A 25,767-nucleotide genomic window follows, 5' to 3' on the forward strand; every position below is an offset into this window, starting at 1 on the left:
AACCGCTTCAAGTTAAATCTAAGGCATTCAATCCATCATCACTATTATTTTCTATGGTTAAATGATGTCTCTGCTAGCTTTTGCTCTAAGTCCAGCAGTCTTCCCTTCTGCCTACAATTGCTAATGATGCTGACCATATGCAAAAGGGATAAACAAATCGAGCGGCAAGTTGCCGCTCGATAATCGTTATTATTTATTCACCATCGTCAGGTTGATCGGGTTGCTCCTGCAATGGTTGACTATCAGTCGCCTCATCTAAGCTATCTTGCTCATCTTCATCGACTTCGTCAATACGTTGCAGTGCAACAACCTGTTCATCATCAGCAGTTCGAATCAATCGAACCCCTTGAGTGTTACGTCCAACTTTAGAGACATCACCCGCACGAATGCGAACCAATATGCCACCGTTGGTAATCAACATGACCTGATCGCCTTTAACAGGGAGTTCCTGCCCCGTCTCAGGGTCGACACATCCTGGCTCAACGCGAACTTGAACAGCACCAACTACCGCGCCATTACGCTCATTCACTTTAATGGAAACAACACCTTTGGTCGCACGACCTTTAGTTGGATATTCACTCTGGCAAGTCCGTTTACCATAACCATTAGCCGTTGCTGTGAGAATATCAACGTCTTCTTGCGGAATAATCAACGAAACGACGCGTTGCCCTTCCTCTAAATTAATTCCGCGCACACCGGCTGCCGTGCGGCCCATACAACGAACATGGTCTTCACTAAAGCGGACGACTTTACCCGCATCTGAGAACAACATAATTTCGTTGCTACCATCAGTCAGGGCCACGCCAATCAAAGCATCCCCTTCGTGTAAGTTAATCGCTTTAATTCCGCTGGAAAGCGGTCGCTTAAACGCTGACAGTGCCGTTTTCTTCACAGTTCCTTCTGCTGTGGCAAAGAAAATGAACTTATCTTCTTCATATTCACGCACTGGTAAAATGGCGGTCACCCGTTCATTGTCCTCAAGCGGTAACAGATTAACGATAGGTTTACCGCGTGCTTGACGGCTGGCCTGAGGCAACTGATAGACTTTCAACCAATATACTTTACCAATACTTGAGAAACAAAGTACGGTGTCATGGGTATTCGCAATCAACAGTTGATCGATGAAATCTTCATCTTTCATCTTCGTCGCTGATTTGCCTTTACCACCACGGCGTTGTGCCTCGTAATCAGTCAGTGGCTGATATTTTACATAACCACCATTGGAGAGTGTAACGACTACATCTTCTTCAGTAATCAGATCCTCAATACTTAAGTCAGAACTGTTGGCATTGATCTGGGTGGCACGCTCATCACCAAACTGCTCGCGGATTTCAATAAATTCATCACGAATCACTTCCATCAGACGAACAGGCGAACTTAAAATCAGAATAAGTTCTGCAATTTGATCTAAAAGGCCTTTATATTCTTCAAGAATTTTTTCGTGTTCTAAGCCCGTTAACCGATGCAAACGCAAGTCTAAAATAGCTTGAGCCTGAACTTCGCTTAAATGATATAGTCCATCTCGAACACCATATTCTGGCGCTAGATTTTCCGGGCGAGCCGCTTCGTCATCACCTGCACGCTCCAACATGGCAGAAACAATCCCCAATTCCCAACCACGGGCAACCAATGCAGCTTTCGCTTCAGCAGCTGTCGGGCATTGACGAATCAAGGTAATAATTTCATCAATGTTGGCCAGCGCAATTGCCAACCCTTCCAAAACATGAGCCCGTTCGCGAGCTTTACGCAATTCGTATACGGTGCGACGAGTTACGACTTCACGACGATGGCGAAGAAAGCAGTCGATCATATCATGCAGGTTAAGCAACCGTGGCTGACCATGATCCAACGCGACCATGTTCATACCAAAAGACACCTGCATTTGTGTCAGTGCATATAGGTTATTTAACACAACCTCACCGACAGCATCTCGTTTAAGTTCAATCACAATGCGCATGCCTTCCTTATCGGATTCATCGCGCAGTGCTGAAATACCTTCGACTTTCTTATCTTTGACCAGCTCAGCAATCTTTTCGATCAGCCTAGCTTTATTGACCTGATAAGGGATCTCATTGACGATAATGGTGTCACGTCCATGAGAATCGGTTTCGATATCCGCTTTGGCACGGATAGATACTTTCCCTCGACCCGTACGGTAGGCCTGAATAATGCCTGCACGGCCATTGATAATGCCAGCAGTTGGAAAATCCGGACCTGGAATATATTCCATCAGGCCATCGACATCGATATCTGGATTTTCGATCATCGCCAAACAACCGTTGATCACTTCGGTCAAGTTATGTGGCGGAATATTCGTCGCCATCCCAACCGCAATCCCCGAAGCACCGTTAACTAGCAGGTTGGGAATACGGGTAGGTAAAACTTCAGGGACATGTTCGGTATCATCGTAGTTGGGGATGAAATCGACGGTTTCTTTATCGAGATCGGCTAACAAAGAATGAGCAATTTTCGCCATCCGAATTTCGGTATAACGCATTGCTGCGGCCGAATCACCGTCTACAGAACCGAAGTTCCCTTGTCCATCGACTAAGGTATAACGCAATGAGAAAGGCTGAGCCATACGAACAATAGTGTCGTAAACAGCAGTATCACCATGAGGGTGGTATTTACCAATCACATCCCCCACTACACGAGCCGATTTTTTATATGGTTTATTCCAGTCATTACCCAACACATTCATCGCGAACAATACGCGTCGATGCACGGGTTTCAAGCCGTCACGAACATCTGGTAATGCCCGGCCGACAATTACACTCATCGCATAATCAAGATAAGATGTTTTTAGCTCATCTTCGATTTTTACGGGTGTAATCTCTTTGGCAAGATCGCTCATAGAAGAAAGAATCCCTATTTTTTAACGCTTAGCTGCAAATAGTGCAGTGAAGCGCAAATTTTACCACAAACTCGAATAAGCCGGAAAACAAAACAAAGCTTTTAGTGCAACATATTCCATTACATATCCAAAGTGGACAAAAATTACTCAGCTTTTAATTTCAGCAATATCATCCATTCCCATAATGACAGAAATGATTCGTCAACATCGAGCATGGACTTTATACTAGAGTCAAATTTTGCCTGTCAAAGAGAAACCATGACTTACGACAATGTGGATCAAACCGAAATTGACAAATTTGCCTCTTTAGCATCCCAATGGTGGGATGAAGACGGTGATTTTAAGACGCTTCATCAGATAAATCCGCTGCGACTGGAGTTTATCGAAACTCATAGCGCGGGGTTGTTTGATAAACAGATCTTAGATGTTGGCTGTGGCGGTGGGATTCTCAGTGAAAGTATGGCCAAACGAGGTGCTCAAGTCACAGCACTAGATATGGGACAGGCACAAATTGAAGTCGCCCGATTACATGCATTGGAGTCGCAGGTTGAAATTGACTACCACCAAGTCAGTGCCGAAAACTTTGCGCTGGAGCATCCAGCTAGTTTTGATGTCATTACCTGCATGGAGATGCTAGAACATGTCCCAGAACCGGCATCGGTATTACAAGCACTTTATACCATGCTTAAACCCGGTGGACAGCTGTTTTTATCGACCGTCAACCGTAATCCCAAATCGTACTTGCTAATGCTAGTGGCCGCCGAGAAATTACTGAAGTTAGTCCCCCAGGGAACCCATCAATACAATAAGTTTATCAAGCCCTCTGAACTCCTCGGTTGGTGTGATGTAGTAGGCTTTGAAACTAAACATCTGACGGGGGTTCGAGTCATCCCTTTTGTAGATATTTATAAACTCAGTCGCGACGTTAGTGTCAATTATATGGTGCACTTAAGCAAGCCCGACATTTGATTCACAATTGCCAATAATTAAATCAATTTCTGGTGGCGAAATGAACCACCAGAAATAATTCAATATTTTTCTCCAAGGGGTTGCAAATTGATAACTTTAATTACACTCTGGCAACTTTTGTAAGTAGTCACTTACATCACTTAGTTATCCACAACCTATCCCCTTTTTCATGACTTGCATATTGGATAAAACCTCACTATCTTGTAGTCATTCTATAGCTAAGCACTACATATAGTGTTTTCTTCATCTAACATACGATATACCCCGATCCCGATTAAGGTGGCTTATAACTATGAATACTAATCTTCTGGTGACCAAACGCAGTGGTAAAAAAGAACCAATTGATCTTGATAAAATTCACCGCGTCATAACTTGGGCAGCGGAAGGGCTTGAAAATGTTTCTGTTTCACAAGTCGAATTGCGTTCTCACATTCAATTTTATGATGGTATCCGTACCAACGATATCCATGAAACCATTATTAAAGCTGCTGCAGATTTAATTAGTACTGATGCACCGGATTATCAATATCTAGCGGCTCGCTTGGCGATTTTCCATCTGCGTAAAAAAGCGTATGGTCAGTTTGAGCCACCCAAATTATATGACCAGGTCGTCAAACAGTGTCAATTGGGCCACTATGATCGCCATCTGCTAGAAGACTACACACCAGAAGAGTTCGCCCAGATGGACGATATGTTAGATCACTGGCGTGATATGAACTTTTCTTATGCTGCGGTTAAACAGCTTGAAGGCAAATATCTGGTGCAAAACCGTGTGAGCGGTGAAATCTTCGAAAGTGCTCAGTTTCTTTATATCTTAGTTGCAGCGTGCTTGTTCAGCCATTATGACAAAGCGCAACGGATGGATTATATCAAGCGTTTTTATGATGCCATCTCTACGTTTAAAATTTCATTACCCACCCCAATTATGTCTGGCGTACGCACGCCAACTCGTCAGTTCAGCTCTTGTGTCTTAATTGAATCTGACGATAGTCTGGCATCGATTAATGCAACTGCATCAAGCATTGTCACTTATGTATCTCAACGGGCTGGGATTGGTATTAATGCAGGTCGAATTAGAGCACTAGGCAGCACGATTCGTGGTGGAGAAGCGTTCCATACGGGATGTATTCCATTTTATAAATATTTTCAAACCGCGGTTAAGTGCTGTTCACAAGGTGGTGTACGTGGTGGGGCTGCGACCATGTTCTATCCGTTCTGGCACCTCGAAGTTGAGTCGCTGCTCGTTTTGAAGAACAACCGTGGTGTTGAAGAGAACCGTGTTCGCCATATGGACTATGGTGTGCAACTGAACAAAACCATGTATCAACGTCTCATTAAAGGCCAAAATATTACGTTATTTTCGCCAAGCGATGTCCCTGGACTTTATGAATCTTTCTTTGACGATCAGGACGAATTTGACCGTTTATATCAAAAATATGAACAGGATCCCAATATCCGTCAAAAATCAATTAAAGCATCAGAGTTATTCTCACTGTTGATGCAAGAACGCGCCTCAACTGGACGCATCTATATTCAAAACGTGGATCACTGTAACACGCATAGCCCGTTTGATCCGAAAGTGGCGCCCGTACGTCAATCAAACCTATGTATGGAAATTGCATTGCCGACCAAACCGTTGGAACATGTTTACGATGAAAACGGCGAGATCGCATTATGTACACTCTCTGCATTTAACTTAGGCGCACTAGAAAACCTTGATGAGCTTGAAGACTTAGCCGACTTAGCCGTTCGCGCACTGGACAGTTTATTGGACTATCAGGATTATCCACTTCCTGCAGCCAGAAAAAGTACCATGAATCGCCGGACATTAGGTATTGGCGTCATTAACTACGCTTATTATCTAGCAAAAAATGGGGTTCGTTATTCAGATGGTAGTGCGAATAAGCTCACTCATAAAACGTTTGAAGCCATTCAGTACTGGATGCTCAAAGCCTCTTTAAACCTTGCTAAAGAGCACGGGGCTTGTCCAGCATTTAATGAAACGAAGTATGCTGAAGGTATCTTACCGATTGATACCTACAAAAAAGATTTAGATGGAATCTGTCAGGAACCACTGCATTACGACTGGGAAACACTACGCGAAGACATAAAAACATATGGCTTGCGTAACTCAACACTATCAGCTTTGATGCCTTCAGAAACATCAAGTCAGATCTCAAATGCGACCAATGGTATTGAACCACCCCGAGGTTATGTCAGTGTCAAAGCCAGCAAAAACGGGATCTTAAAACAGGTCGTCCCAGATATGATTGCGCTCAAAGATAACTACGAGCTGCTATGGGATATGCCATCAAACGATGGTTATCTGCAACTGGTTGGTATTATGCAAAAATTCATTGATCAATCGATTTCTGCAAACACCAACTACGATCCAGCCCGTTTTGATGGGGGTCGCGTCCCAATGAAGGTATTACTCAAAGATCTGTTAACAGCTTATAAACTCGGCGTTAAGACCCTTTATTATCATAACACCCGTGATGGGGCAGCTGATGAACAACAAGATATGGGTGCAGACGATTGTGCCGGTGGAGCATGTAAAATTTAATCCAGGATAATCACAATGAGCTATTCTATTTTTCCTCAGCATCAGCTAGATGCGACGAAACAAAATATGTTTTTTGGCGAGCCCGTTAATGTGGCTCGCTATGACCAACAGCGCCATCCTATTTTTGAGCGCCTAATTGAAAAACAATTAAGTTTTTTCTGGCGACCAGAAGAAGTTGACGTATCACAGGATAGGATTGATTTTCAGAAACTGCCGGCTCATGAGCAGCATATCTTTTTAAGTAATCTGAAATATCAGACACTATTGGATAGTATTCAGGGCCGTTCACCAAATGTCGCGCTTTTACCACTGGTATCAATTCCAGAGCTTGAAACCTGGATCGAGACATGGTCGTTTAGCGAGACTATTCACTCGCGCTCTTACACTCACATTATCCGTAATGTGGTCAAAGACCCCGGTGAAGTATTCGATGAGATTATGGTGAACGAGCATATTTTGCATCGTGCTGAAGATATTGCCTGTTATTACAACGACTTAATTGAAAGCTCACAACGCTATAATTTATATGGTGAAGGGACCCATCAGATTCAGGGGAAAAAGATAACCATTAGCTTACGGGAGCTCAAGAAAAAGCTATATCTGTGCCTAATGGCGGTCAATGCACTTGAGGCGATACGCTTTTATGTCAGCTTTGCCTGCTCTTTTGCCTTTGCCGAACGGGAACTCATGGAAGGCAATGCAAAAATCATTCGTTTGATTGCCCGTGATGAGGCACTGCATTTAACTGGCACTCAGCACATGCTCAATCTCATGCGCGATGGCAAGGATGATCCAGAAATGGCAGAGGTCGCACAAGAGTGCCAACAAGAATCATTTGATCTATTTAAAAAAGCAGCTGAACAAGAAAAAGAGTGGGCTGAATATCTATTCAAAGATGGCTCAATGATTGGTCTTAATAAAGATATTCTCTGTCAGTATGTTGAATATATCAGTAATATCCGGATGCAAGCGTTGGGATTACCCAATGTATATGAAACCAAGTCCAACCCAATTCCATGGATTAATACTTGGCTTGTATCAGACAACGTGCAAGTTGCTCCTCAAGAGGCTGAAATCAGCTCCTACTTAGTCGGTCAAATTGATTCATCGTTAGACAATAATGACTTGGGAGATTTTGAACTGTAATGGCCATTTTAAAAATTGGCCAGCGTCAGATCCCCGTTCGCCGCGGCCAGAGCCTTCTGGAAGCGGCTGAACAGGCTAAAATTGCAGTTGAATATCAGTGCCGCAATGGCTTTTGCGGTGCTTGTCGTCAACGACTCAACGCAGGAGCAGTCAAATACCCTACCCCACCTTTGGCTTATTGCGAAGAGGATGAAGTGCTGTTGTGTTGCGCTTATTTAGACGAAGATGGCCAAGCCTCTATCAGTCTTAATGAAATAGAATCCACAGCCAAACTGCCTGAATAAGCAGTCTGGCTGGTTATTGGATAATTTAACGACCAAATGTTTTAGCCAGCGATGACAATCTATCGGCCCGAGTATCTATGTCAGAGCTAATATTTTCAACATTTTCAATCTGTTGCATATTCACTTCTGCCGCTTGATTGATATTGGAAATATTACGATTCACTTCCTGAGCAACTGCATTTTGCTGCTCGGCTGCTGTTGAAATTTGCGCCGCTAAATTAGCTATTTCACTGACCATTTCCAGAACCGTCCCGACCGCTTCCTCTGTTTCCTGAGTATGGCTGACACATTCGGCTGCCGACTTATTACTATCTTGCATCGTCTGCGTCCACGATTTAACCATCGTCTGCATCTGCTGAATCGATGACTCAATCTGCTCGGTTGCTTTGTGAGTGCGCTGAGAAAGTGCTCGAACTTCATCAGCAACGACAGCAAATCCTCGCCCTTGTTCTCCAGCTCGAGCCGCTTCAATTGCTGCATTTAAAGCCAACAAATTAGTCTGCTCAGCAATCCCTTGAATTTCCTGCATAATACTGCCAATACTCTCGGTTTCACGAGTTAACTCAACAGCAGCCTCTGCTGAATTAGAAACCTCCTGCGCCAAAGATGAGATCAAACCATTCGCTTTATTCATTCGCGAACTAGCCTGTTCACAAAATTGTCGAGCCTGATCCACCCGTTCAGTCGTATTCAGGGTATTCCCCGCAATATCATGAATCGTCTGCGCCATCTCATCCATTGCCGTTGATACTTGGTGCAGATCTTTATTTTGTCCAGAAACAGCATCTCGGGCCTTACGCACCGTTTGTAACAGACTTTGACTAGCTCGATGCAACGGTCTCGTGCTGTCTAGCACACGCCCAATAGCCGTTCTCAATCGTCCTTTATAAATCAGGGTGTGAAAATCACTAATTGATTTTTGAGCTTTACCACAATAAACCCAACGCGATGGACTATCATAATGTTGGCGTAACGCCTTAAAATAGCGCGAAGATTTAATCAGTTCTGGATAATAGATAATAAATGGTAGTACTACTTCACCTAGCGCATAGAGGTGGTGTTCAGAGGTTGCCAATAGCAAAGCTATCGAGCCCACCACAAATAATAAATGCCTCCAAATAGGATTTTCATACCATTTTTCAATCGCCTTATTGTGATTTAACTGGCTATAAATATGTTCAGCTCGAGAACGATATTCAGCTTTCAGACGAGTTCTAACCGACTGATAACCGATCAGCTGTTCATTTTCGTAAATGGGGGTCACAAAGGCATCAACCCAATAATAACGGCCATCTTTACAGCGGTTTTTAACGGCCCCGCGCCAATGTTTGCCAGCTTTTAACTTATCCCACAAATCCTTAAATGCAGCTTTTGGCATATCAGGATGTCGCACGATATTGTGGTTCTTCCCTACCATTTCCTCCACGGTATACCCTGCAACCCGACAAAAAGATTCATTGGCATAGGTCACTACACCACGTAAGTCAGTCGTTGAAACAAGCTCTTCATCTTCACCAAAAGTCACTTCTTCATCGATAATCGTTTGATTTCTGTGTCCCATTCCTTTGACCTTCTATTAGAGATCTCTATTATTAAAAGCACCAAACAACGGCTTTACTGTGCATATTAGAGTTTAGACGTTAGCTCACTGAACGCATATTTTTGTGCAATTAAATTATTTTTTCTGCATCTGTCTCTAGGGACTGTTGACCTTTGGTGGTTGAATTTTGTTCAAATTAAACGCATTTTGAACGCGGCGCACCCTGCATCGCTTAATGAGTTAAGCAAGCGGGGGGCAACAAAGTTCAGGATGCGTTTAAATGAATCCCAAGGGCAGTATCTGAGAGGAATTTATCCAGCGTTAAACGTTCTTTGTGGAGAATAACGACACGGCACAACGTTTGCCTTGCCTAAATCCCTCTCAGATTTCTGCAAAACTAATCACGAAAGGTCAACAGTCCCTAGCCATAAAGCAAGTAACACAAGAAAAGCTCTAGAGTGCGTTTAACTCACAGAGTAAATTACCCATAAGAATGAAGTTTGCTTATACTTAATGTACATTAAGTGATTAAGCGAATAATAGTAGTAAAGTGAGATTAATATGGTTACCAATGGTGAAGGCTATATCCAGCTGATTCAGTATCTGACCGAGCATTTATCGGTATTTGAACATCCCGGACAAGCCTGTATGAACGATACTATCGGTGAATATACTACGGATAAAGTTGCTGAGAGTGTCATGGCGGTTTGTCAGCAACACCCGCAATTAAGCACAGAAGCCCGCTTTAAAGTTATTCGCGAAAGTGATTCAGTCGTCAACGACTTGCAAGAAGTACTCTCAAGCGTTTGGAACAGTGCTCCAACAAAGGAGCAATCAGAATTTTTAGATGAGTTTATTGGCTTGATTAAGAATCTTTTTGACTCAGCTATTTACGCTATCGATCCGATTCAATAAAACTGGGCTTGAAAGAATATCAGCATCTTCATCTGGTGGCCGAATGCCACTTAAATGCTCAAAGCAACTCTGCCGGGCAATTTGCAAAAAAGCACGTAAATGGCTGGCTTGTCGATCTTTGTCCCGCATGGCAACATATAACTGCTGCCAGAGCTGACCATCGCCTAACGCTCTGGCAACTACAAACCCTTTATCAACATATTCATTTAAAGCCCAATTCGGTAATACAGCCACGCCTAAATCACTCGCTACCAGTTGCATCATCATCATCGTCATATCCACTTGACGAATCGCCTTTGGCATCACCCCTGCAGGCTCTAGAAACAAGTTAAACAGATCAAGCCGAGAACTTTTAACCGGATAGCTAATTAAAGTTTGATCCATAAAATCCTCTGGCTCTATCACCTCTTTATTGGCCAGCGGATGATCCACTGATACAGCCAACATCGGCTGATAAGCAAACAATGCTTGGTAATGAATCCCTGGAATTGCTAATGGATCGGTGGTTAATACTAAATCGAGATCCCCATGCGCTAGTTCAGGTAGCGGCTCAAAGCTAAATCCAGAGGAAAAATCAAGCGCTACATCGGGCCATAGTCCCCGGTAGATATCAATGGCAGGCATCAACCAGTTAAAACAACTATGACACTCAATCGCCAGATGCAATCGCCCAGATTGTCCTGCAACCAAACGTGTTAAATCCCGCTCAGCTTGTTCAAATTGTGGCAGAACTAAATCGGCTAGTTCCAATAACCGTAGACCCGCAATGGTAAAGCGAAGCGGTTTACTTTTGCGGATAAATAGCTGGGCACCAATTTGTTTTTCTAATAATTTCAACTGATGCGACAAAGCCGATTGAGTTAGACATAAGCAGGCCGCAGCATCTACTAATGTTTGTGATTCACGCAACGCCAGCAGCGTTTTTAAGTGCTTAAGTTCTAACATCAAATAAATTAACTCCACCGGAACATGATTATATTCTGTAATTCTTTATTTTTTATTTAAAGATTCTGTAACTATAGAATTTAATACTAAAACTTAGTGAGATACTTGCAAGCATCACCAAATCGCGCATTAATATGACTTACATTTATAACTATATTAACATTTGATTCACTCATGCAGCTAATTGAAAAATCAACCAAACTCGATTCCGTCTGTTACGATATTCGCGGTCCAGTACTGGAACAAGCCAAACGATTAGAAGACGAAGGGCAACGGATCCTTAAATTAAATATCGGCAACCCGGCGCCATTCGGATTTGAAGCCCCTGAAGAAATATTAGTCGACGTCATTCGGAACTTACCAACGGCACAAGGTTACAGCGACTCAAAAGGGCTCTATTCGGCGCGTAAAGCCGTCATGCAACATTATCAAGCGATGGGATTGCGCAGTGTAACGGTCGATGATATCTATCTGGGCAACGGCGTAAGCGAAATGATCGTCATGTCAGTTCAGGCGTTGCTCAATAACGGTGATGAAATGTTAGTACCTTCACCAGATTATCCGCTGTGGACAGCAGCTGTCACCTTAGCTGGCGGCAGAGCAGTACATTATCTTTGTGATGAACAATCAGATTGGTTCCCAGATATCGACGACATCAAATCAAAAATCACTTCCCGCACCAAAGGAATTGTCGTCATTAATCCGAACAATCCAACTGGCGCTGTTTATAGCCGTGAACTCCTTGAACAGATTGTTCAGGTTGCCAGAGAACACAATCTGGTTATTTTTGCCGATGAAATCTACTCAAAAATTATCTATGACCAAGCGCAACATATTCCACTATCAACCTTAAGTGATGATCTGTTGACGCTGACTTTCAATGGACTATCTAAAGCATACCGCATTTGTGGTTTTCGCTCTGGCTGGATGATGGTCAGTGGCGCTAAAAATAAAGCTAAAGATTTTATAGCGGGACTCGATATTCTCGCGTCAATGCGTTTATGTGCCAATGTCCCCATGCAACACGCAATACAAACGGCATTAGGGGGCTATCAGACGATTAACGATCTAGTTGCCCCAGGTGGAAGATTATATGAACAACGCAACCTCGCTTGGGAGATGCTTAACGCCATCGACGGCGTGAGCTGCGTAAAACCCCAGGGCGCGATGTACCTGTTCCCCAAACTCGATGCTAAAAAATTCAATATTCATGATGACCAGCAGTTTGCCTTGGATTTACTCATGAAAGAGAAGATACTCATCGTTCAAGGAACGGGATTTAATTGGCATCAACCCGATCACTTCCGAGTTGTATTCCTGCCTCGGCAAAGAGATCTCAAAGATGCAATCGACCGATTGGAACACTTTTTATCAAGTTATCGCCAAGCATAGTATTAAATGATGAGTAATCATAAACCTGTAACAAGCCACTTTCTGGCTCAAATGGCCAGAATGAGGCTCATCGAACGATGGCCATTAATGCGCAATCAATTTCGTGAGAATGTCGCTGAGCATAGTTTAATGGTTGCTCTAGTCACTCATATTTTAGTGGTCATTGAAAATAAACTATTTGCCGGAGCATTAGATCCAGGCCAAGCCTCTTTAATGGCTCTCTACCACGATAGCAGTGAAGTATTTACTGGCGATCTACCAACTCCCGTAAAATATGCCAGTGTCGCCCTACGCGATGCTTATAAAGAGCTGGAATCCAAAGCAGAGCAACGACTCTTGGAAATGCTACCTGATGAGCTCAAAGATGAGTTTACATCGCTACTACTCACGCCAGCGAAAAACCAAAAATACGAAGACATTGTTAAAGATGCCGATGTGTTGTGCGCCTATATCAAATGTTTAGAAGAGTTAGCGGGAGGCAATCAGGAATTTGCCAGTGCTCGTAAAAAACTTGAGCAAACTTTAACTGAACGTTCCCGACCGCCTTTGGATTATTTTATTCAAACATTTATACCCAGTATGCAGTTACCACTGGATGAGCTGCGTTAATTACACCGCGCTCGATATCAGGCTTTAAGCATTAGCATTGATAATGTTTAGAGCCTTTATTGCCCTAAATCATCTCCCAACGCAAACATTCACCTGCTTTTATATTCTGACGTAGAACACGCCCCAACAGGTCATTAAAATGGCGCGGCGCAATCGTGCCTCCGGGGCGAGCAGTTCGTATATTTTCTCGTGATAAAATAGTACCAGCAGGCATATCACATTTGGCATAAATAGCCCGTTGCATCCGGGTAGTCGACGGATAATCAACCTGACCAATCGCCATAGCAGCCTGACGCACTGATTGCACCATCTGTGCAAACTCACTTGGGTCGAGAGAGAACGCCTGATCAGCTGTATCATGCGATTTGTCTAGCATGAAGTGTTTTTCAATGACACAAGCCCCAAGAGCAACAGCCGTGACAGGGACACTAATACCCAGAGAGTGATCCGATAGCCCCACCGGACAACCACTCCACTGAGCTAAATGAGCAATCGTGGTTAAGTTCATAGAATCATATGGGGCTGGATAAGCACTCGTACATTTTAACAGGCATAAATTAGGATTATCATGTGCTTTCATAATATTAATGGCCCGTTGAATATCGCCAATAGCGGCACCACCTGTAGAGATAATCACGGGCTTACCAGTTGCCGCAACGGCTTCAATTAATTCCACTTCGATAATCTCTGCCGAGGCAATTTTATAGGCAGGAACATCCAGCTGCTCTAAGAATTCGACAGCAGATCGGTCAAATGGCGAGGAAAACAACGTAATATTAGCCTTTTGAGCTTCCTCTAGCAGCGGTTGATGCCACTCCCACGGCATGGCAACCTTTTCATAGAGCTCATAAAGCGACTGGCCTGCCCATAATCCATCGGTAAGCTGAAAATGTGGCAATGAACTATTGAGCGTCAGGGTATCTGCAGTATAAGTTTGCAGCTTAATAGCATCAGCCCCACATTCAGCTGCAGCATGAATAATTTCTTTAGCCCGAGTTAAAGAACCACCATGGTTAGTCGACATTTCAGCAATGATATACACTGGCTGTTGTCTCCCAATCACTTTGCCATCAATAATCATTTCTCGGTTTAGTGAATTCATACTCTAGTCCTGCGCTAACAATTTAAATCATAACAAAAAGAGCGCCTTATCTAGCGCCCTTGATCACTATCGGCTTCCATTCAGTTTACATAAGCCATTTCCACCAAATAAATAATAGTAAAAAAGCAAACAGATAAATTAATCCAGCATAATTGACCAATTGCCCAACCCAAGTGGGTCGTAATTGTTGCGGTACTTTATCACTGCTTAACAAACGATGGTTTAACCAAGCGAATACTGGCGTTGTCGTAAATGCCATCGTCATAGCGAATCCCAGCATCACAAGCAAGGCAGAATGGAACAACAAAATAATCGCATAGCCACTAAGACCAATGAAGATCACCCAGTAACTTCCATAACGCTCATAACGTTGGCTAGAATCATTGTCATCCGTATCTTTATCGACAACGAGACGAATCGATTCATTTAACATACGAGCATAACCATCCATGACGGTAATCACCGAACCAAAAATACAGAAAAAGGCGATCATAGCAATCAAATACCGAGACCATGAGCCGATCGTCTGAGCATAGATACTGACCAATTGATGGGTAAATCCAACCCCGCTGGTGGCAAAATCAGTTCCACTACCACGCAAGACCAATGCACCAAGCGCTAAAAATACCAAGGCCAGAATAGCCGTTAAAATATATCCAAGATTAAAATCGAACAACGCACTATTACGGGTTACAACTTGGCTGCGGCGCTGTTTAACCAACCATAATGAACTAATACATGACATTTCGATAGGCATTGGCATCCACCCCATCGTGATCACCAAAAAACCGATGGTTGCCAGCTGCCAAGGCGATGGGGAATGATACGCAGCAGGAGCAACAGGGCCATTGGCTATCGCAATAATTAACGCCCCCACAGTCGCTATAGTTAACGCCAACATAATAAATTTAGAAACCTTATTAAGCAGCGAAAACTGTCCAGCCACGATAATGGCTAACGATATCACTAAAACAATACCACTTAAGACAGCCATTGATAGTTTTATTGGTAAAAAATAACCTAACAGACTCGCTGCAAACATAATTAATGCAGCGGAACTGACCATGGAAGAGAAAAAATTAATAATCCAACTTAAATATAAATAACCTTTTCCCATACGCAAATAACCTTTTAAAAGGCTCTCATCAGTTGCCATCGTATAAGCAACTCCTGCACGGAAAAATGGATATTTAAAAACATTCGCAGCAATAATCAATATAGCTAATTGCCAACCGAACCTTGCCCCTGCTTGAGTGGACGCCACCAAATGACTCCCACCAATCGCTGCAGTTGCCATTAAAATACCGGGCCCAAGGGCCTTCAGTGCTAAAATCAGGCGCGAATTTGCTGTTGCACCTCCCTGCGCGATTGTATTCTCCATGGTATAACCCTGCGTGAATGATAGAACTAAATAACCATGTCAAAATAAATAAGTTATTTAAACAAGGTCGCTTCGATCTCAATTGATTCAATCAATATACTTTAAAAAAGTTATGTTTTGCTACTTATTTAATAGTTCAAGGCAACTTTTTATTGCTAAAAAAAAGCCAGCTTAGCTGGCTTAAAATACTTCTTGGACAATGAACTTATTAATTATGCATATAACAACCGTTTTAACTCATTTAAGCGGGCAACTTAATTCCTTCCTCGCGCATTCGTGCTAATTTATAGCGTAAGGTTCGAGGACTAATTCCCAAACGTTCGGCGACTTCTTTTCGCTTACCGCGACAACTCTTAAGCATTTCAATAATAATCTGGTTTTCTTGTTGTTTAAGCTCATTTCCCAGCGCTGGAGCTTCTTGCTCTTGAGTGACCGATGGCTGCGTGGTGGGAATTTTCGCCATATTAGCCACTGATGAGACACTGGGTAAATCTCCTTCTATCAACAAATGAGATTCATCAACTTGATCGGTAGCCAAAATAATGGCTCGCTGAATCACATTATCTAATTCTCGAACATTCCCCGGCCAGCTGTAACTTAATAATTTCTGCTGAGCGGCTAATGTAAAATCAAGATCCGCTCTGCCGGCATGTTGAGCATGCTTAAGCAATAAATGCCGAGCCAGCGGTAGAATATCCCCGATACGCTGGGCTAGAGGTTTCCAGGTCAGAGGAAATACATTGAGCCGATAATACAAATCTTCCCGAAAATCCCCTTTTGCAACGTAGTCTTTTAAATTGCGGTTACTGGTGGCCAGAACTCGAACGTTTAATGAGATCATTTTGCGACTGCCTAACCGTTCGACTTCTCGTTCTTGCAAAACTCGCAGCAATTTCGCCTGCAGCGCTAAATCCATCTCACTGATTTCATCCAGTAGAATAGTGCCATTCTGAGCTTGTTCAAATTTCCCGGGACACCCCTGGACAGCCCCAGTAAAAGCCCCTTTTTCATAACCAAATAGGGTTGCTTCAAGCATATTTTCAGGGATTGCCGCACAATTAATCGCGACAAAGGGCTGCTCACTACGTTGCGAATTATCGTGAATATAACGGGCTAAGACCTCTTTACCAGCACCACTTGGACCACAAATCATCACAGATGCATCTGTTTTAGCGACCTTATCGGCGAGCAACAACAGTTGTTCGGTGCTTGGATCACCATATATCGGCTGACAGGTCTCAACTTTTTGAGCAGGAGCATAACGTCCAACTTGATTGAGTAAAACCTCTGGCGAAAATGGTTTGGCTATATAATCGATCGCCCCTTGACGTATCGCTTGAACCGCTGAATCAATACGTGCATATGCAGTCATCAACAGAACGGGTAAATTAGGATATTTCGCCTTAATGCTTTGCAAGAGATCCAAACCACTAATACCATCCATCTGCACATCACTGACAACCAAGTCAATATCCTGTTCACCCAGCAATATCAACGCTTGCTCACCACTTTGAGCTTCTTCACACTGATAACCGGCAATGAGAAGTGTATCAATCAGGGCCTCGCGTAACCCTGAATCATCTTCAACGACTAAAATTCGTGACTGACTCATTCGCTTAAGCCTCCTACAACTTGAGATTGTTGACAGATTTGATGCACCGGTAATGTCGCAGTAAAACAACAACCTTGACCGGGACGCGAATCAACTGCAATTTCACCGTTATGTGCCTTAATGACCGATTTAACCACTGCCAACCCCAGCCCAGTGCCATTTTGTTTGGTAGTGACAAAAGGTTCGAATAATTGCTCTTTAATCTCTTCAGTAATTCCTGGGCCACTATCCACTACTGAAATCTGGACCCGCTCACCATCGGTTCGGGCATACAAGCCAATTGCATCACCAGGTTTACTCACATGAGCTGCATTATCGATTAGGTTCGTCAACGCAGAAACCAAACTGTTACTGTTTGCCAGAATGATGACGTCTGGCTCGCAATAACCAATATCTAAATGTAATTGGCGCTGAACTAATTTAACTTCGATCGCGCTTTTCATTTGCATAAGTAGATGTACCACTGAGAGTTGCTCAGCAATGGGCTGTTCGCCATTGCGAGCAAACAACAACATATCATTGACCTGATTTTCTAAATCCGCCAATCGAGCCATCATCTTCGCTTGAAAACGGCTACGCGCATTCTCGGGTAGATTTTCATTGGACAAATTGGAACCATAAAGCATTGCCGCCGAAAGGGGGGTTCGGATTTGATGAGCCAGCGATGCGACCATACGACCAAGAGCAGAAAGCTTTTCTAAACGAGCCATCGACGCTTGTAACTGGCGTGTGGCAGTTACATCAGTTAGCATAATGAGCTGACTATCCGAGTCTAGCAACGTAGCCAAAGTCAACTGGACACGCCGCCCGTCCGGTAAAGAAAGTTCATGGCCATCGTCCGCTTGCGGCACAAACAACTCTAACGCTATTTTTGACCAGCGCTCGCCTTCGAGCTTAACGCCAAATAAAGTTTGTGCAGCTGGATTCGCTTTCGCAATATAGCCTCGTTGATCGAGCAACAGCAATCCTGAAGGCAAAACATCAAAGACCTGTGCCAGCTGATGTTCAGAAAACGACTGACGAAGTGGTGATTTCACAACGCGTGTCCTGTGTCAAAAATCTGTACTTTACATCAGGACATTCAAATAGTGTGCCAAATTAATAAGGCAAAGGTTTTATAACCTAATTAATTGAAATTTAATATATTTAATCTTTAGTTAATTGGTATTTTTTCATCTTTTCAACAAGTGTAGTACGACGCATTTTTAACTGTTCAGCGGCTCTAGCCACCACACCATCCTGTTGCTCCAGTGCTTGCCGAATCAAGTCAACCTCAATTTCACTGAGCACATCCTTGAGATTAATCCCCTCATCCGGCAATCGACAGGCTAAACTGCTAGCATCCAACCTAGACGGTTCATTCTCCATCCCGGCAATAGAGGCCAGAGCAGACGATGAATCATCATTTGTCTCTGAAAACATCGCCATCAACGCATCGCGCTCTGTCAGCAAATCAGCAACATTAGGTTCAAAATCATCCCCATCGATATGGCGATACTTCGGCGGCAGATCACCAACATCGACTATCTGGTTAGGATGAAGAATCACCAGCCGCTCTACCAAATTTGATAGTTCTCGAATATTCCCCGGCCAGCCATGTAACATCAGTGATTCAACACTTCGCTGGGTAAAGCGGATCATAGCCTGATGCTGCTGAGAATGACGCGTCACCAACTCCTGCAATAAAATGGGAATATCATCACTACGCTCACGCAAAGAAGGAACTTCAATTGGGAAAACATTGAGCCGATAAAACAAATCTTCGCGGAAATTACCATCGCTGATCATCGCCTCTAAGTTACGGTGAGTCGCGGCAATAATCCGCACATCTGCTTTGATAATCTTACTGCTACCGACCCGTTCAAAAACCCGCTCTTGCAAAACCCGTAACAATTTAACCTGCATAGGCATCGGCATATCGCCTATTTCATCTAAAAATAGCGTTCCACCTTCAGCGAGTTCAAAGCGCCCTTTTCGTGAAGCAAAAGCTCCGGTAAAAGCCCCTTTTTCATGACCAAATAACTCGCTCTCTAACAACTCCGCAGGAATTGCGCCACAGTTAATCGGAACAAATGGGCCATCACTGCATGAGGACTGTTCATGCACAGCTCGAGCAACAACCTCTTTACCTGTTCCAGACTCGCCTAAAATCAAAACATTGGCACTGGTATGAGCAACCTGGTCAATTAGATGGCGAATCTCTTGCATCGCAATCCCTTTACCAACTAGATCGCGAGAAAGTTTCACTGCAGATTTACTGGGACGAGGAAGCTGGGCTAGGAATGTTTGCGCCCGGTGAAGTAGCCGTGTGAGTTGATCATAGCCAAAAGGCTCACGGATAACCCCCAAATAGTTACTGCGTCCATGCAAACATTCAATTTCATCCGGGCCTATAACCATCATTGGCACAAGTGGATTTTCGTTGACCAGTGAACTCAGTTGGGAAAGTTTACCGTCAGCAATTAGAATAGGATTAGTAGACTGTGCAAGCATTGTCGATAGTTCATCTTGCTGGCAACAGCGACTTTGTTCACCAATAAACTGTAGTACTGTGAGTAGCGCATTTGAACGATGCTGATTAGAATCACAGACTAAAATTGTCTTCCCTAAATCCATTCTTGCCTCGAGTACAAACTAATTCATTATTGTTAGTCCCTGCCAGACTCACAAATTCTAATCACGCGTCAAAATATAGCAAGTATTTGCTGTGTGTACCGACAAAATAATGACACATATATTGATCTCAAAAAAACTATATTTGATTCATACTGTTAAATATTTTACGTAATTTTAAGCTATAAATAGTATTTCAGGTGTTTACCATCACGTTATTTGCAAATAGGCACAAAATCTGCTTAAAAAAATAGCACTCGGATGACTCCATTGAGCTATGCCATGCATAACCCATAAATAGTGCTAAGATAGCGCCTGGTTAACCGAGCCACTACATAGAGTTTAGGACAGCTAGCATGTTTAATGACAAGCAGATATTAATTACCGGCGGAACCGGTTCTTTTGGCCAGAAATTTGTAAAAAAACTGCTCAGTGATTATCACCCCAAACGAATCGTAATCTACTCACGCGATGAGCTCAAACAATTTGAGATGCAGCAAATCTTTCCGCAAAGCTGTATGCGTTACTTTATTGGTGATGTCCGTGACCGCGAACGTATTACTACGGCTATGCGTGGCATTGACTACGTTGTCCATGCAGCCGCACTTAAGCAGGTTCCGGCTGCCGAATACAATCCAATGGAATGTATTAAAACTAATATCAGTGGAGCAGAAAACGTTATTCACGCCGCACTCGCCAATCAGGTACACAAAGTCATCGCACTATCAACCGATAAAGCAGCTAACCCGATTAATCTCTATGGGGCGACTAAACTTGCCAGTGATAAGTTATTTGTAGCAGCTAACAATATGGTCGGTGCGATCCAAACCAGCTTTAGTGTTGTTCGTTATGGTAATGTCGTTGGCTCGCGTGGTTCAGTGGTGCCATTTTTTAAAAAATTAATTGCCAATGGGGAAACCTCATTGCCAATTACTCATGAAGATATGACACGCTTTTGGATTACGCTTGAGCAAGGTGTGCAATTTGTCATTGACAATTTCCAGCGCATGCACGGCGGTGAGATTTTTGTCCCCAAAATTCCATCCGTACGCATTATTGACTTGGCCAAAGCACTCGCTCCCGAGCTACACACCCATGTGATTGGTATTCGCCCTGGAGAAAAACTACATGAAGTGATGGTCCCAGCAGATGACTCATATCATACCTACGAATTTGAGGACCATTTTTTAATTGCCCCATCTATATCGTTTAATAGCCGCCAAAACAATTTTCAGGTGAATGCCTGCCAGCAACGAGGCAAGCAGGTTGACATTGGGTTTTCTTATAACTCGCTAGATAACCCAGACTTTTTATCTGTTAACCAAATCCGTGATTATTAACATGGCAAAAGCAATTTATTATGGCAAACAAACCATTGATCAACGCGATATTGATGCCGTATGTGAAGTGCTCCATAGCAATTTACTCACACAGGGACCTTATGTCGGACGCTTTGAGCGCGATTTAGCAAACTATGTCGAGGCACCATATGCAGTTGCTTGTAGCAATGGCACCGCCGGACTGCATTTGGCTTGTATGGGACTAGGAATCACCCAAGGAGATGAAGTCTGGGTATCGGCGGTGAGCTTTGTAGCTAGTGCTAACTGCGCCCGCTACTGCCTCGCAAACGTGCGATTTGTAGATATTGATCCAATGACTGGCAACATAAGCATCAAGGCACTGGAAAAAATGCTCGCTCATACGGAGCATTTGCCAAAGGCATTGATTGTGGTCCATATGGGGGGAAACAGTTGTGACATGCGTGCCATTGCACAATTATGCCAAGCCCACTCCATTGCAATCATCGAGGATGCTTGTCACGCTTTAGGTAGCACTTATCACAATGAACCCGTTGGGAATTGCCGTTACAGCGATTGCTGTGTATTCAGTTTTCACCCAGTAAAAACTATTACAACCGCCGAAGGTGGTATGGTGACTTGTAAAGATCCCAAATTAGCGAAGCAATTGCGCCAATTTGCCAGCCATGGGATCAGCAAAGATATAGACGACTGGTCTCATCCAGATCCCGCGCCTTGGTATTATGAACAGCACACACTGGGATACAATTATCGGTTAAGTGATCTGCAAGCCGCTTTAGGTATTGCACAACTACACCGAATTGATAGTTTTTTGCAAGAGCGCCGAGCCATTATCGAACGCTATGAACAAGCCTTTGCTAATCATGGACTGTTGCACATGCAGCAGATAACCGCTAACAGCTGTTCGGCCTATCATCTCGCTTTGATCCAATGCGCTGACAAAAACATCCGTCAGAAGATCTATCAGGCTCTGGCAGAAGATCACATCTTCTGTCAACTACACTATATTCCAATTTACCGGCAACCTTATTATCGAAAACTCAATTCAACTGAGTTTAATGAATATCCCGGAGCAGAGGCTCATTATCAGCAAGCGCTTTCGCTACCAGTCTATCCAACTTTGAGTATTGACGAGCAAAAACGTATTATTAAGGTAATTGAGCAAACACTTCGCCCATACCTGCAACTAGCAAATTGAGGAAGCCATGGACTCCGCAAATATTAAAGAATTGATGCAAGCCTCGGCCCTTGATGCCGTCGCCTTTGCTAAAGAACAACAAATCGATCTCGATGGCAGTATCAAAAGTATTGAGACAGTCCAACAAATACTGGATCAACTGCGCAATGAAACGCTCAGCGATAAACACCTATTCACGCTTTCCTACATTTTTGGGGCGTACATTGGCGAGATTTTTATTGAAAATTATGGTGGTCATTGGTTTCATCAGGAAAAACAGGGGGATGAACCGCCACAAACATTTATTATTAATGATCCATACAGTTATGCGTTCCCAGGCATTGTCTACCTGTATCTGATGGGGCAAGAGCAATATTCTCTGGTTCATTATTTTGACAAAATTGCCGAACAATACCCAACATCGACCGATCAATAACAGTAAGCCTAACTTGGCAGGTAAAACTTAACACCATAAACAGTAAAGGTTTTGCCTTGTATGATCAGTCACTCAAAAATCTAATCCTGGAGTCTGGTCAAACTCGCCTAAGCTGTTTTGAAAATGTTCACTAATAGCAGTTAGGTAGTTTTGCCAGATAGCTTTACCCTGCTCATAACGTTCAAGGCAAATAGTTTCATCCTCGCATGAAAAAGCCAGCCGCGTCAGATAAGTCAGGCAAAAATTAACCGAGCCTCGCATCAGTACAAAAAACAGTGAATGGCTATTCGCGGCAGCCTGACCTAAAACCCCCATCTGTTGCATCTGTTGCTCCAAAATATCCTGCCAACTATGGCAATCTTGCTCTAGGATTTTTTGCATCTGCTCAATATAAGCAACAAAACCATTATCATTAAACCAGTCATCTAACACTTTAGCTAAGTGAGTTGATTGCGTATCATAAGCCTCATCGAGCAAAAGCTGACGAAAAGCTAATTTATCGATCGAAGAGTTTAAAATTAATACTTGTTCGGGATGTAATGCGATGGTGCCATTGATATACGCACCATCACTGGTGTTATAGCAATCGACATTCGAATAAAGAGCGAGTGTCTTTTCAATAATTTCTGCTGAATAGCGAAATTCATATTTGGTAAAAACAAACTCATCAAAATTACCAGCTACGCGCAGGCCAACACCATGCTGGGCATAATCATAAATTTCTGAGCCATCTTGCTCTTTAAAATACGCCGACTGTTGGCTGTGATGGTAACGTGGATCTTTAAAGCCCAAATCGACTCCGAACAGATACAACTGTTTAAATCCAAGCGCTAGCGCATAGGCAATCGCACAATTGGAAACAGTTGGATACGAATATAAAATATCTTGATATTTATCTGCATCAGGATTGGCAAGCAAATGCGCTAATGTTGCTGCTTCCCCTCGTTTAAAACACAAAAGCGTCTGACGAAACAATGATGAAACATCAGGATGAACGCCATTGACAGTTAACAAGTCAATCTGAGCCAGCCATTGATTATCCCGCACTTGCCGAATCCAGTGATAGGTTGAGCGAGTCTGTTCTACCTCAGCATGAAAATCAGGTCGAATTCCATATTTATATAAAGCTTTCAGACTAGTTCCACACGAGATAATAATCGCCCGGTCCTGATATTCTCTAAGCGTGTCGATGCAGTTATCCAATGATGGACCATTCCCGACGATAAAGACCGGAAACTCCTCTAATTGCTGATTCAGAGTCTTAGAACGTTGCTTTAACAAATAGGGCTCATTGTTTAACAGTGATTGGCGAGTATGTGTCCAGTTGTAAAAGGCATGATCATAATATTCGCTAATATTGAGCAGCACCTTAAAATGTTCTCGAGTATGACGAATATGCTGGTCAAACTGGCTCTGGAAATAACTGACATAAAAAAAGGTATACGAGAGAATATGAATGCCACTGTAATTAAGACGATTTAAGATATCGTCAACCATATTCTCACCATTATCCCCGACATTAAGGTATAAGTTTGCCCCGAGTTTATCTAGGCGAGTCAATATCGGTTGCCAATCAATCAGCAATAAACTGGCATAAAAGTAATCACTATTGGGTTCATAAACAATCAGGTTATCGACTTCATGCTCTAACGCTAACTTTTCAAAAGCATGGCCGATTCCCAAACCGTACATGATAAAAGATGGCAATTTTTGCGGAAGTTTATGAAACTGCTCCGTAGGTAGCGACTGAACGAGCTCTTTGAGCTGATCTGAGAATTCATAATGAATATAAGGGCTATTTTTGCGTGTTCCTTTACGTGCATCCAAGACATCCAATTTTGGCCGACGCGCATAGTGTTCTAAATAGGCCAAACTTTCACTTTTAGCATCTTCAAGATAAAGTGTTACCCCTAACTCAATATCTAGCAAATTCCATTGCTGGCTCTGATTCTGGAACAACCACCAACGTTTGGCTTGATAACCGCGAAATGAAGCACTGATCTCTGGTAAATACTGCTCAAATGCGCTTAAATTTTGTGTCAGAAGATTGTTCTTAATTTCACTAGCGTGAGCAAAATAGTGATTGATTGAAAAGCCAAATTCACAGACTCGCTCCTGCTCAAGTTGCAAACTAGCCAGTGTAGTCAAGTTGTGCCAACAAAGATGACCAAGCGCTAAATCTAACTCTATCTTCGCAAAAAGCGGATACTGATAATGCCGAAACAGATGAAAACTTTGTCCTGCGGAACGTTCTAGCCAACTCTCGATTGGCTGTAAATTTTCATTGCCTTCCAAGCCGGATTGAATCGTGACTGAAATATTGTGTGCAACGCAATAATCAAAAAACTCCTCCCATGGTGCACTTAACAAAGACACTTTTAAAAGATCAACCACCGGCTCTACCAATAAAATAGACTGCCATGGCGCACTGCTAGCTAACTCAAGCAGATGATATCCCAACCCACATCCAAGAATGACTAACTGTTCAGTGTCGCTCTGGTGTAGTGACTGATAACGCTGCTCAATACCTGGAAATATATCTAAAAGGCCAACGCCATTTTCTTGACTAGCAACAATAGGGGCATAATTTTCCTGCTTATTCACTTTCAATGCCGCACGGCAAAAATCTGCCACTTGCTTGGCACTTTCAAGCTTCGGATCAAGAGGATATAGAGAACGACCACGATGAATATCTAAAACACTAAGCTGTTTTTGCCGATTAACAAACGGGGAAAAAGCCACGAGCTGATGAGTATTGAGACGTTCAGCGAGTGTTTTATCAAACTGCGCCCAAGCTTCAAGATTTCGCTTTTGGCGACTGAGTAATCGCGGTGCCAGTTGTGCTTCGTTTGTTTGCTGAGTCTGTTCATCTAAACAAAGCTGACAATCAATCACATTGAGCATAAT

Annotated in this window: 19 protein-coding genes; 10 read left to right on the top strand and 9 right to left on the bottom strand. The window is 43.1% G+C overall.

The genetic code is table 11. The features are described from left to right. Window positions 1-193: 193 nt before the first annotated feature. Window positions 194-2,854 (bottom strand): DNA topoisomerase (ATP-hydrolyzing) subunit A, encoded by a 2,661-nt coding sequence (gene gyrA, locus EV690_RS10950; protein WP_131913037.1) that lies wholly within the window; start codon window positions 2,852-2,854, stop codon window positions 194-196. 258 nt (window positions 2,855-3,112) lie between these two features. Here gyrA and ubiG point away from each other — a divergent pair, with 258 nt between their 5' ends. The 4 genes from ubiG to yfaE all read left to right on the top strand — a co-directional run bounded on the left by ubiG (window position 3,113) and on the right by yfaE (window position 7,819). Further along, window positions 3,113-3,823: a bifunctional 2-polyprenyl-6-hydroxyphenol methylase/3-demethylubiquinol 3-O-methyltransferase UbiG gene (gene ubiG / locus EV690_RS10955; RefSeq protein WP_131913038.1), complete on the top strand. Its 711-nt coding sequence runs from the start codon at window positions 3,113-3,115 to the stop codon at window positions 3,821-3,823. 292 nt (window positions 3,824-4,115) lie between these two features. Then, window positions 4,116-6,389: a class 1a ribonucleoside-diphosphate reductase subunit alpha gene (gene nrdA / locus EV690_RS10960; protein ID WP_131913039.1), complete on the top strand. Its 2,274-nt coding sequence runs from the start codon at window positions 4,116-4,118 to the stop codon at window positions 6,387-6,389. Window positions 6,390-6,404: 15 nt separating this feature from the next. After that, a complete protein-coding gene (nrdB, locus tag EV690_RS10965; RefSeq protein WP_131913040.1) occupies window positions 6,405-7,535 on the top strand; it encodes a class Ia ribonucleoside-diphosphate reductase subunit beta in 1,131 nt (376 codons plus the stop codon). Further along, window positions 7,535-7,819: a class I ribonucleotide reductase maintenance protein YfaE gene (gene yfaE, locus EV690_RS10970; RefSeq protein WP_131913041.1), complete on the top strand. Its 285-nt coding sequence runs from the start codon at window positions 7,535-7,537 to the stop codon at window positions 7,817-7,819. The genes nrdB and yfaE overlap by 1 nt, the downstream gene beginning before the upstream one ends. Window positions 7,820-7,844: 25 nt before the next feature. On the opposite strand, the gene EV690_RS10975 is transcribed toward yfaE, so the two are convergent. Continuing rightward, a complete protein-coding gene (locus EV690_RS10975; protein WP_131913042.1) occupies window positions 7,845-9,380 on the bottom strand; it encodes a methyl-accepting chemotaxis protein in 1,536 nt (511 codons plus the stop codon). A 540-nt stretch (window positions 9,381-9,920) separates the two neighbouring features. On the opposite strand from EV690_RS10975, the gene EV690_RS10980 reads away from it, so the two are divergent. After that, window positions 9,921-10,274 carry a DUF3802 family protein gene (locus EV690_RS10980; protein WP_131913043.1) on the top strand — a complete coding sequence of 118 codons (354 nt, stop codon included), beginning with the start codon at window positions 9,921-9,923 and terminating at the stop codon, window positions 10,272-10,274. Here EV690_RS10980 and EV690_RS10985 read toward each other — a convergent pair. Continuing rightward, complete coding sequence (locus tag EV690_RS10985) at window positions 10,242-11,219, bottom strand: LysR substrate-binding domain-containing protein (RefSeq protein ID WP_131913044.1); 978 nt, start codon at window positions 11,217-11,219, stop codon at window positions 10,242-10,244. The two genes, EV690_RS10980 and EV690_RS10985, sit on opposite strands and share 33 nt — an antisense overlap. Window positions 11,220-11,393: 174 nt before the next feature. On the opposite strand from EV690_RS10985, the gene EV690_RS10990 reads away from it, so the two are divergent. Together EV690_RS10990 and yfbR are read left to right on the top strand one after the other, a co-directional pair. Continuing rightward, on the top strand, window positions 11,394-12,611 hold the full coding sequence (locus tag EV690_RS10990; RefSeq protein ID WP_131913045.1) for a pyridoxal phosphate-dependent aminotransferase: 1,218 nt from the start codon (window positions 11,394-11,396) through the stop codon (window positions 12,609-12,611). Between the two features lie 9 nt (window positions 12,612-12,620). After that, window positions 12,621-13,220, top strand: a complete 600-nt coding sequence (gene yfbR, locus EV690_RS10995; RefSeq protein WP_131913130.1) for a 5'-deoxynucleotidase — start codon at window positions 12,621-12,623, stop codon at window positions 13,218-13,220. 64 nt (window positions 13,221-13,284) lie between these two features. Here the strand turns inward: yfbR and pseI are convergent, their stop codons facing one another. The 5 genes from pseI to EV690_RS11020 form a co-directional block, all read right to left on the bottom strand. Further along, the gene (gene pseI, locus EV690_RS11000; protein WP_131913046.1) at window positions 13,285-14,322 is read right to left on the bottom strand and encodes a pseudaminic acid synthase; all 1,038 of its coding nucleotides are present in this window, start codon (window positions 14,320-14,322) and stop codon (window positions 13,285-13,287) included. An 85-nt stretch (window positions 14,323-14,407) separates the two neighbouring features. Then, on the bottom strand, window positions 14,408-15,703 hold the full coding sequence (locus EV690_RS11005) for an NRAMP family divalent metal transporter (protein ID WP_131913047.1): 1,296 nt from the start codon (window positions 15,701-15,703) through the stop codon (window positions 14,408-14,410). A gap of 241 nt (window positions 15,704-15,944) precedes the next feature. Next, on the bottom strand, window positions 15,945-17,315 hold the full coding sequence (locus EV690_RS11010) for a sigma-54-dependent transcriptional regulator (RefSeq protein WP_131913048.1): 1,371 nt from the start codon (window positions 17,313-17,315) through the stop codon (window positions 15,945-15,947). Then, window positions 17,312-18,352 carry a sensor histidine kinase gene (locus EV690_RS11015; protein WP_131913049.1) on the bottom strand — a complete coding sequence of 347 codons (1,041 nt, stop codon included), beginning with the start codon at window positions 18,350-18,352 and terminating at the stop codon, window positions 17,312-17,314. The genes EV690_RS11010 and EV690_RS11015 overlap by 4 nt, the downstream gene beginning before the upstream one ends. 109 nt (window positions 18,353-18,461) lie before the next feature. Continuing rightward, window positions 18,462-19,931, bottom strand: coding sequence for a sigma-54 dependent transcriptional regulator (locus EV690_RS11020; RefSeq protein WP_131913050.1), 1,470 nt, complete (start codon window positions 19,929-19,931; stop codon window positions 18,462-18,464). Between the two features lie 353 nt (window positions 19,932-20,284). On the opposite strand from EV690_RS11020, the gene pseB reads away from it, so the two are divergent. The 3 genes from pseB to EV690_RS11035 are packed head-to-tail and all read left to right on the top strand — an operon-like array spanning window position 20,285 to window position 22,860. Continuing rightward, window positions 20,285-21,268 carry a UDP-N-acetylglucosamine 4,6-dehydratase (inverting) gene (gene pseB, locus EV690_RS11025; RefSeq protein WP_131913051.1) on the top strand — a complete coding sequence of 328 codons (984 nt, stop codon included), beginning with the start codon at window positions 20,285-20,287 and terminating at the stop codon, window positions 21,266-21,268. Between the two features lies 1 nt (window position 21,269). Further along, window positions 21,270-22,445 (top strand): UDP-4-amino-4,6-dideoxy-N-acetyl-beta-L-altrosamine transaminase, encoded by a 1,176-nt coding sequence (gene pseC, locus EV690_RS11030; RefSeq protein ID WP_131913052.1) that lies wholly within the window; start codon window positions 21,270-21,272, stop codon window positions 22,443-22,445. A gap of 7 nt (window positions 22,446-22,452) precedes the next feature. Further along, the gene (locus EV690_RS11035; RefSeq protein WP_131913053.1) at window positions 22,453-22,860 is read left to right on the top strand and encodes a hypothetical protein; all 408 of its coding nucleotides are present in this window, start codon (window positions 22,453-22,455) and stop codon (window positions 22,858-22,860) included. Between the two features lie 72 nt (window positions 22,861-22,932). Here EV690_RS11035 and EV690_RS11040 read toward each other — a convergent pair whose 3' ends face one another. After that, window positions 22,933-25,764, bottom strand: a complete 2,832-nt coding sequence (locus EV690_RS11040; protein WP_131913054.1) for a motility associated factor glycosyltransferase family protein — start codon at window positions 25,762-25,764, stop codon at window positions 22,933-22,935. Window positions 25,765-25,767 lie beyond the last annotated feature (3 nt).

Source organism: Celerinatantimonas diazotrophica, assembly GCF_004339545.1.
In the GTDB taxonomy this organism is placed as follows: domain Bacteria; phylum Pseudomonadota; class Gammaproteobacteria; order Enterobacterales; family Celerinatantimonadaceae; genus Celerinatantimonas; species Celerinatantimonas diazotrophica.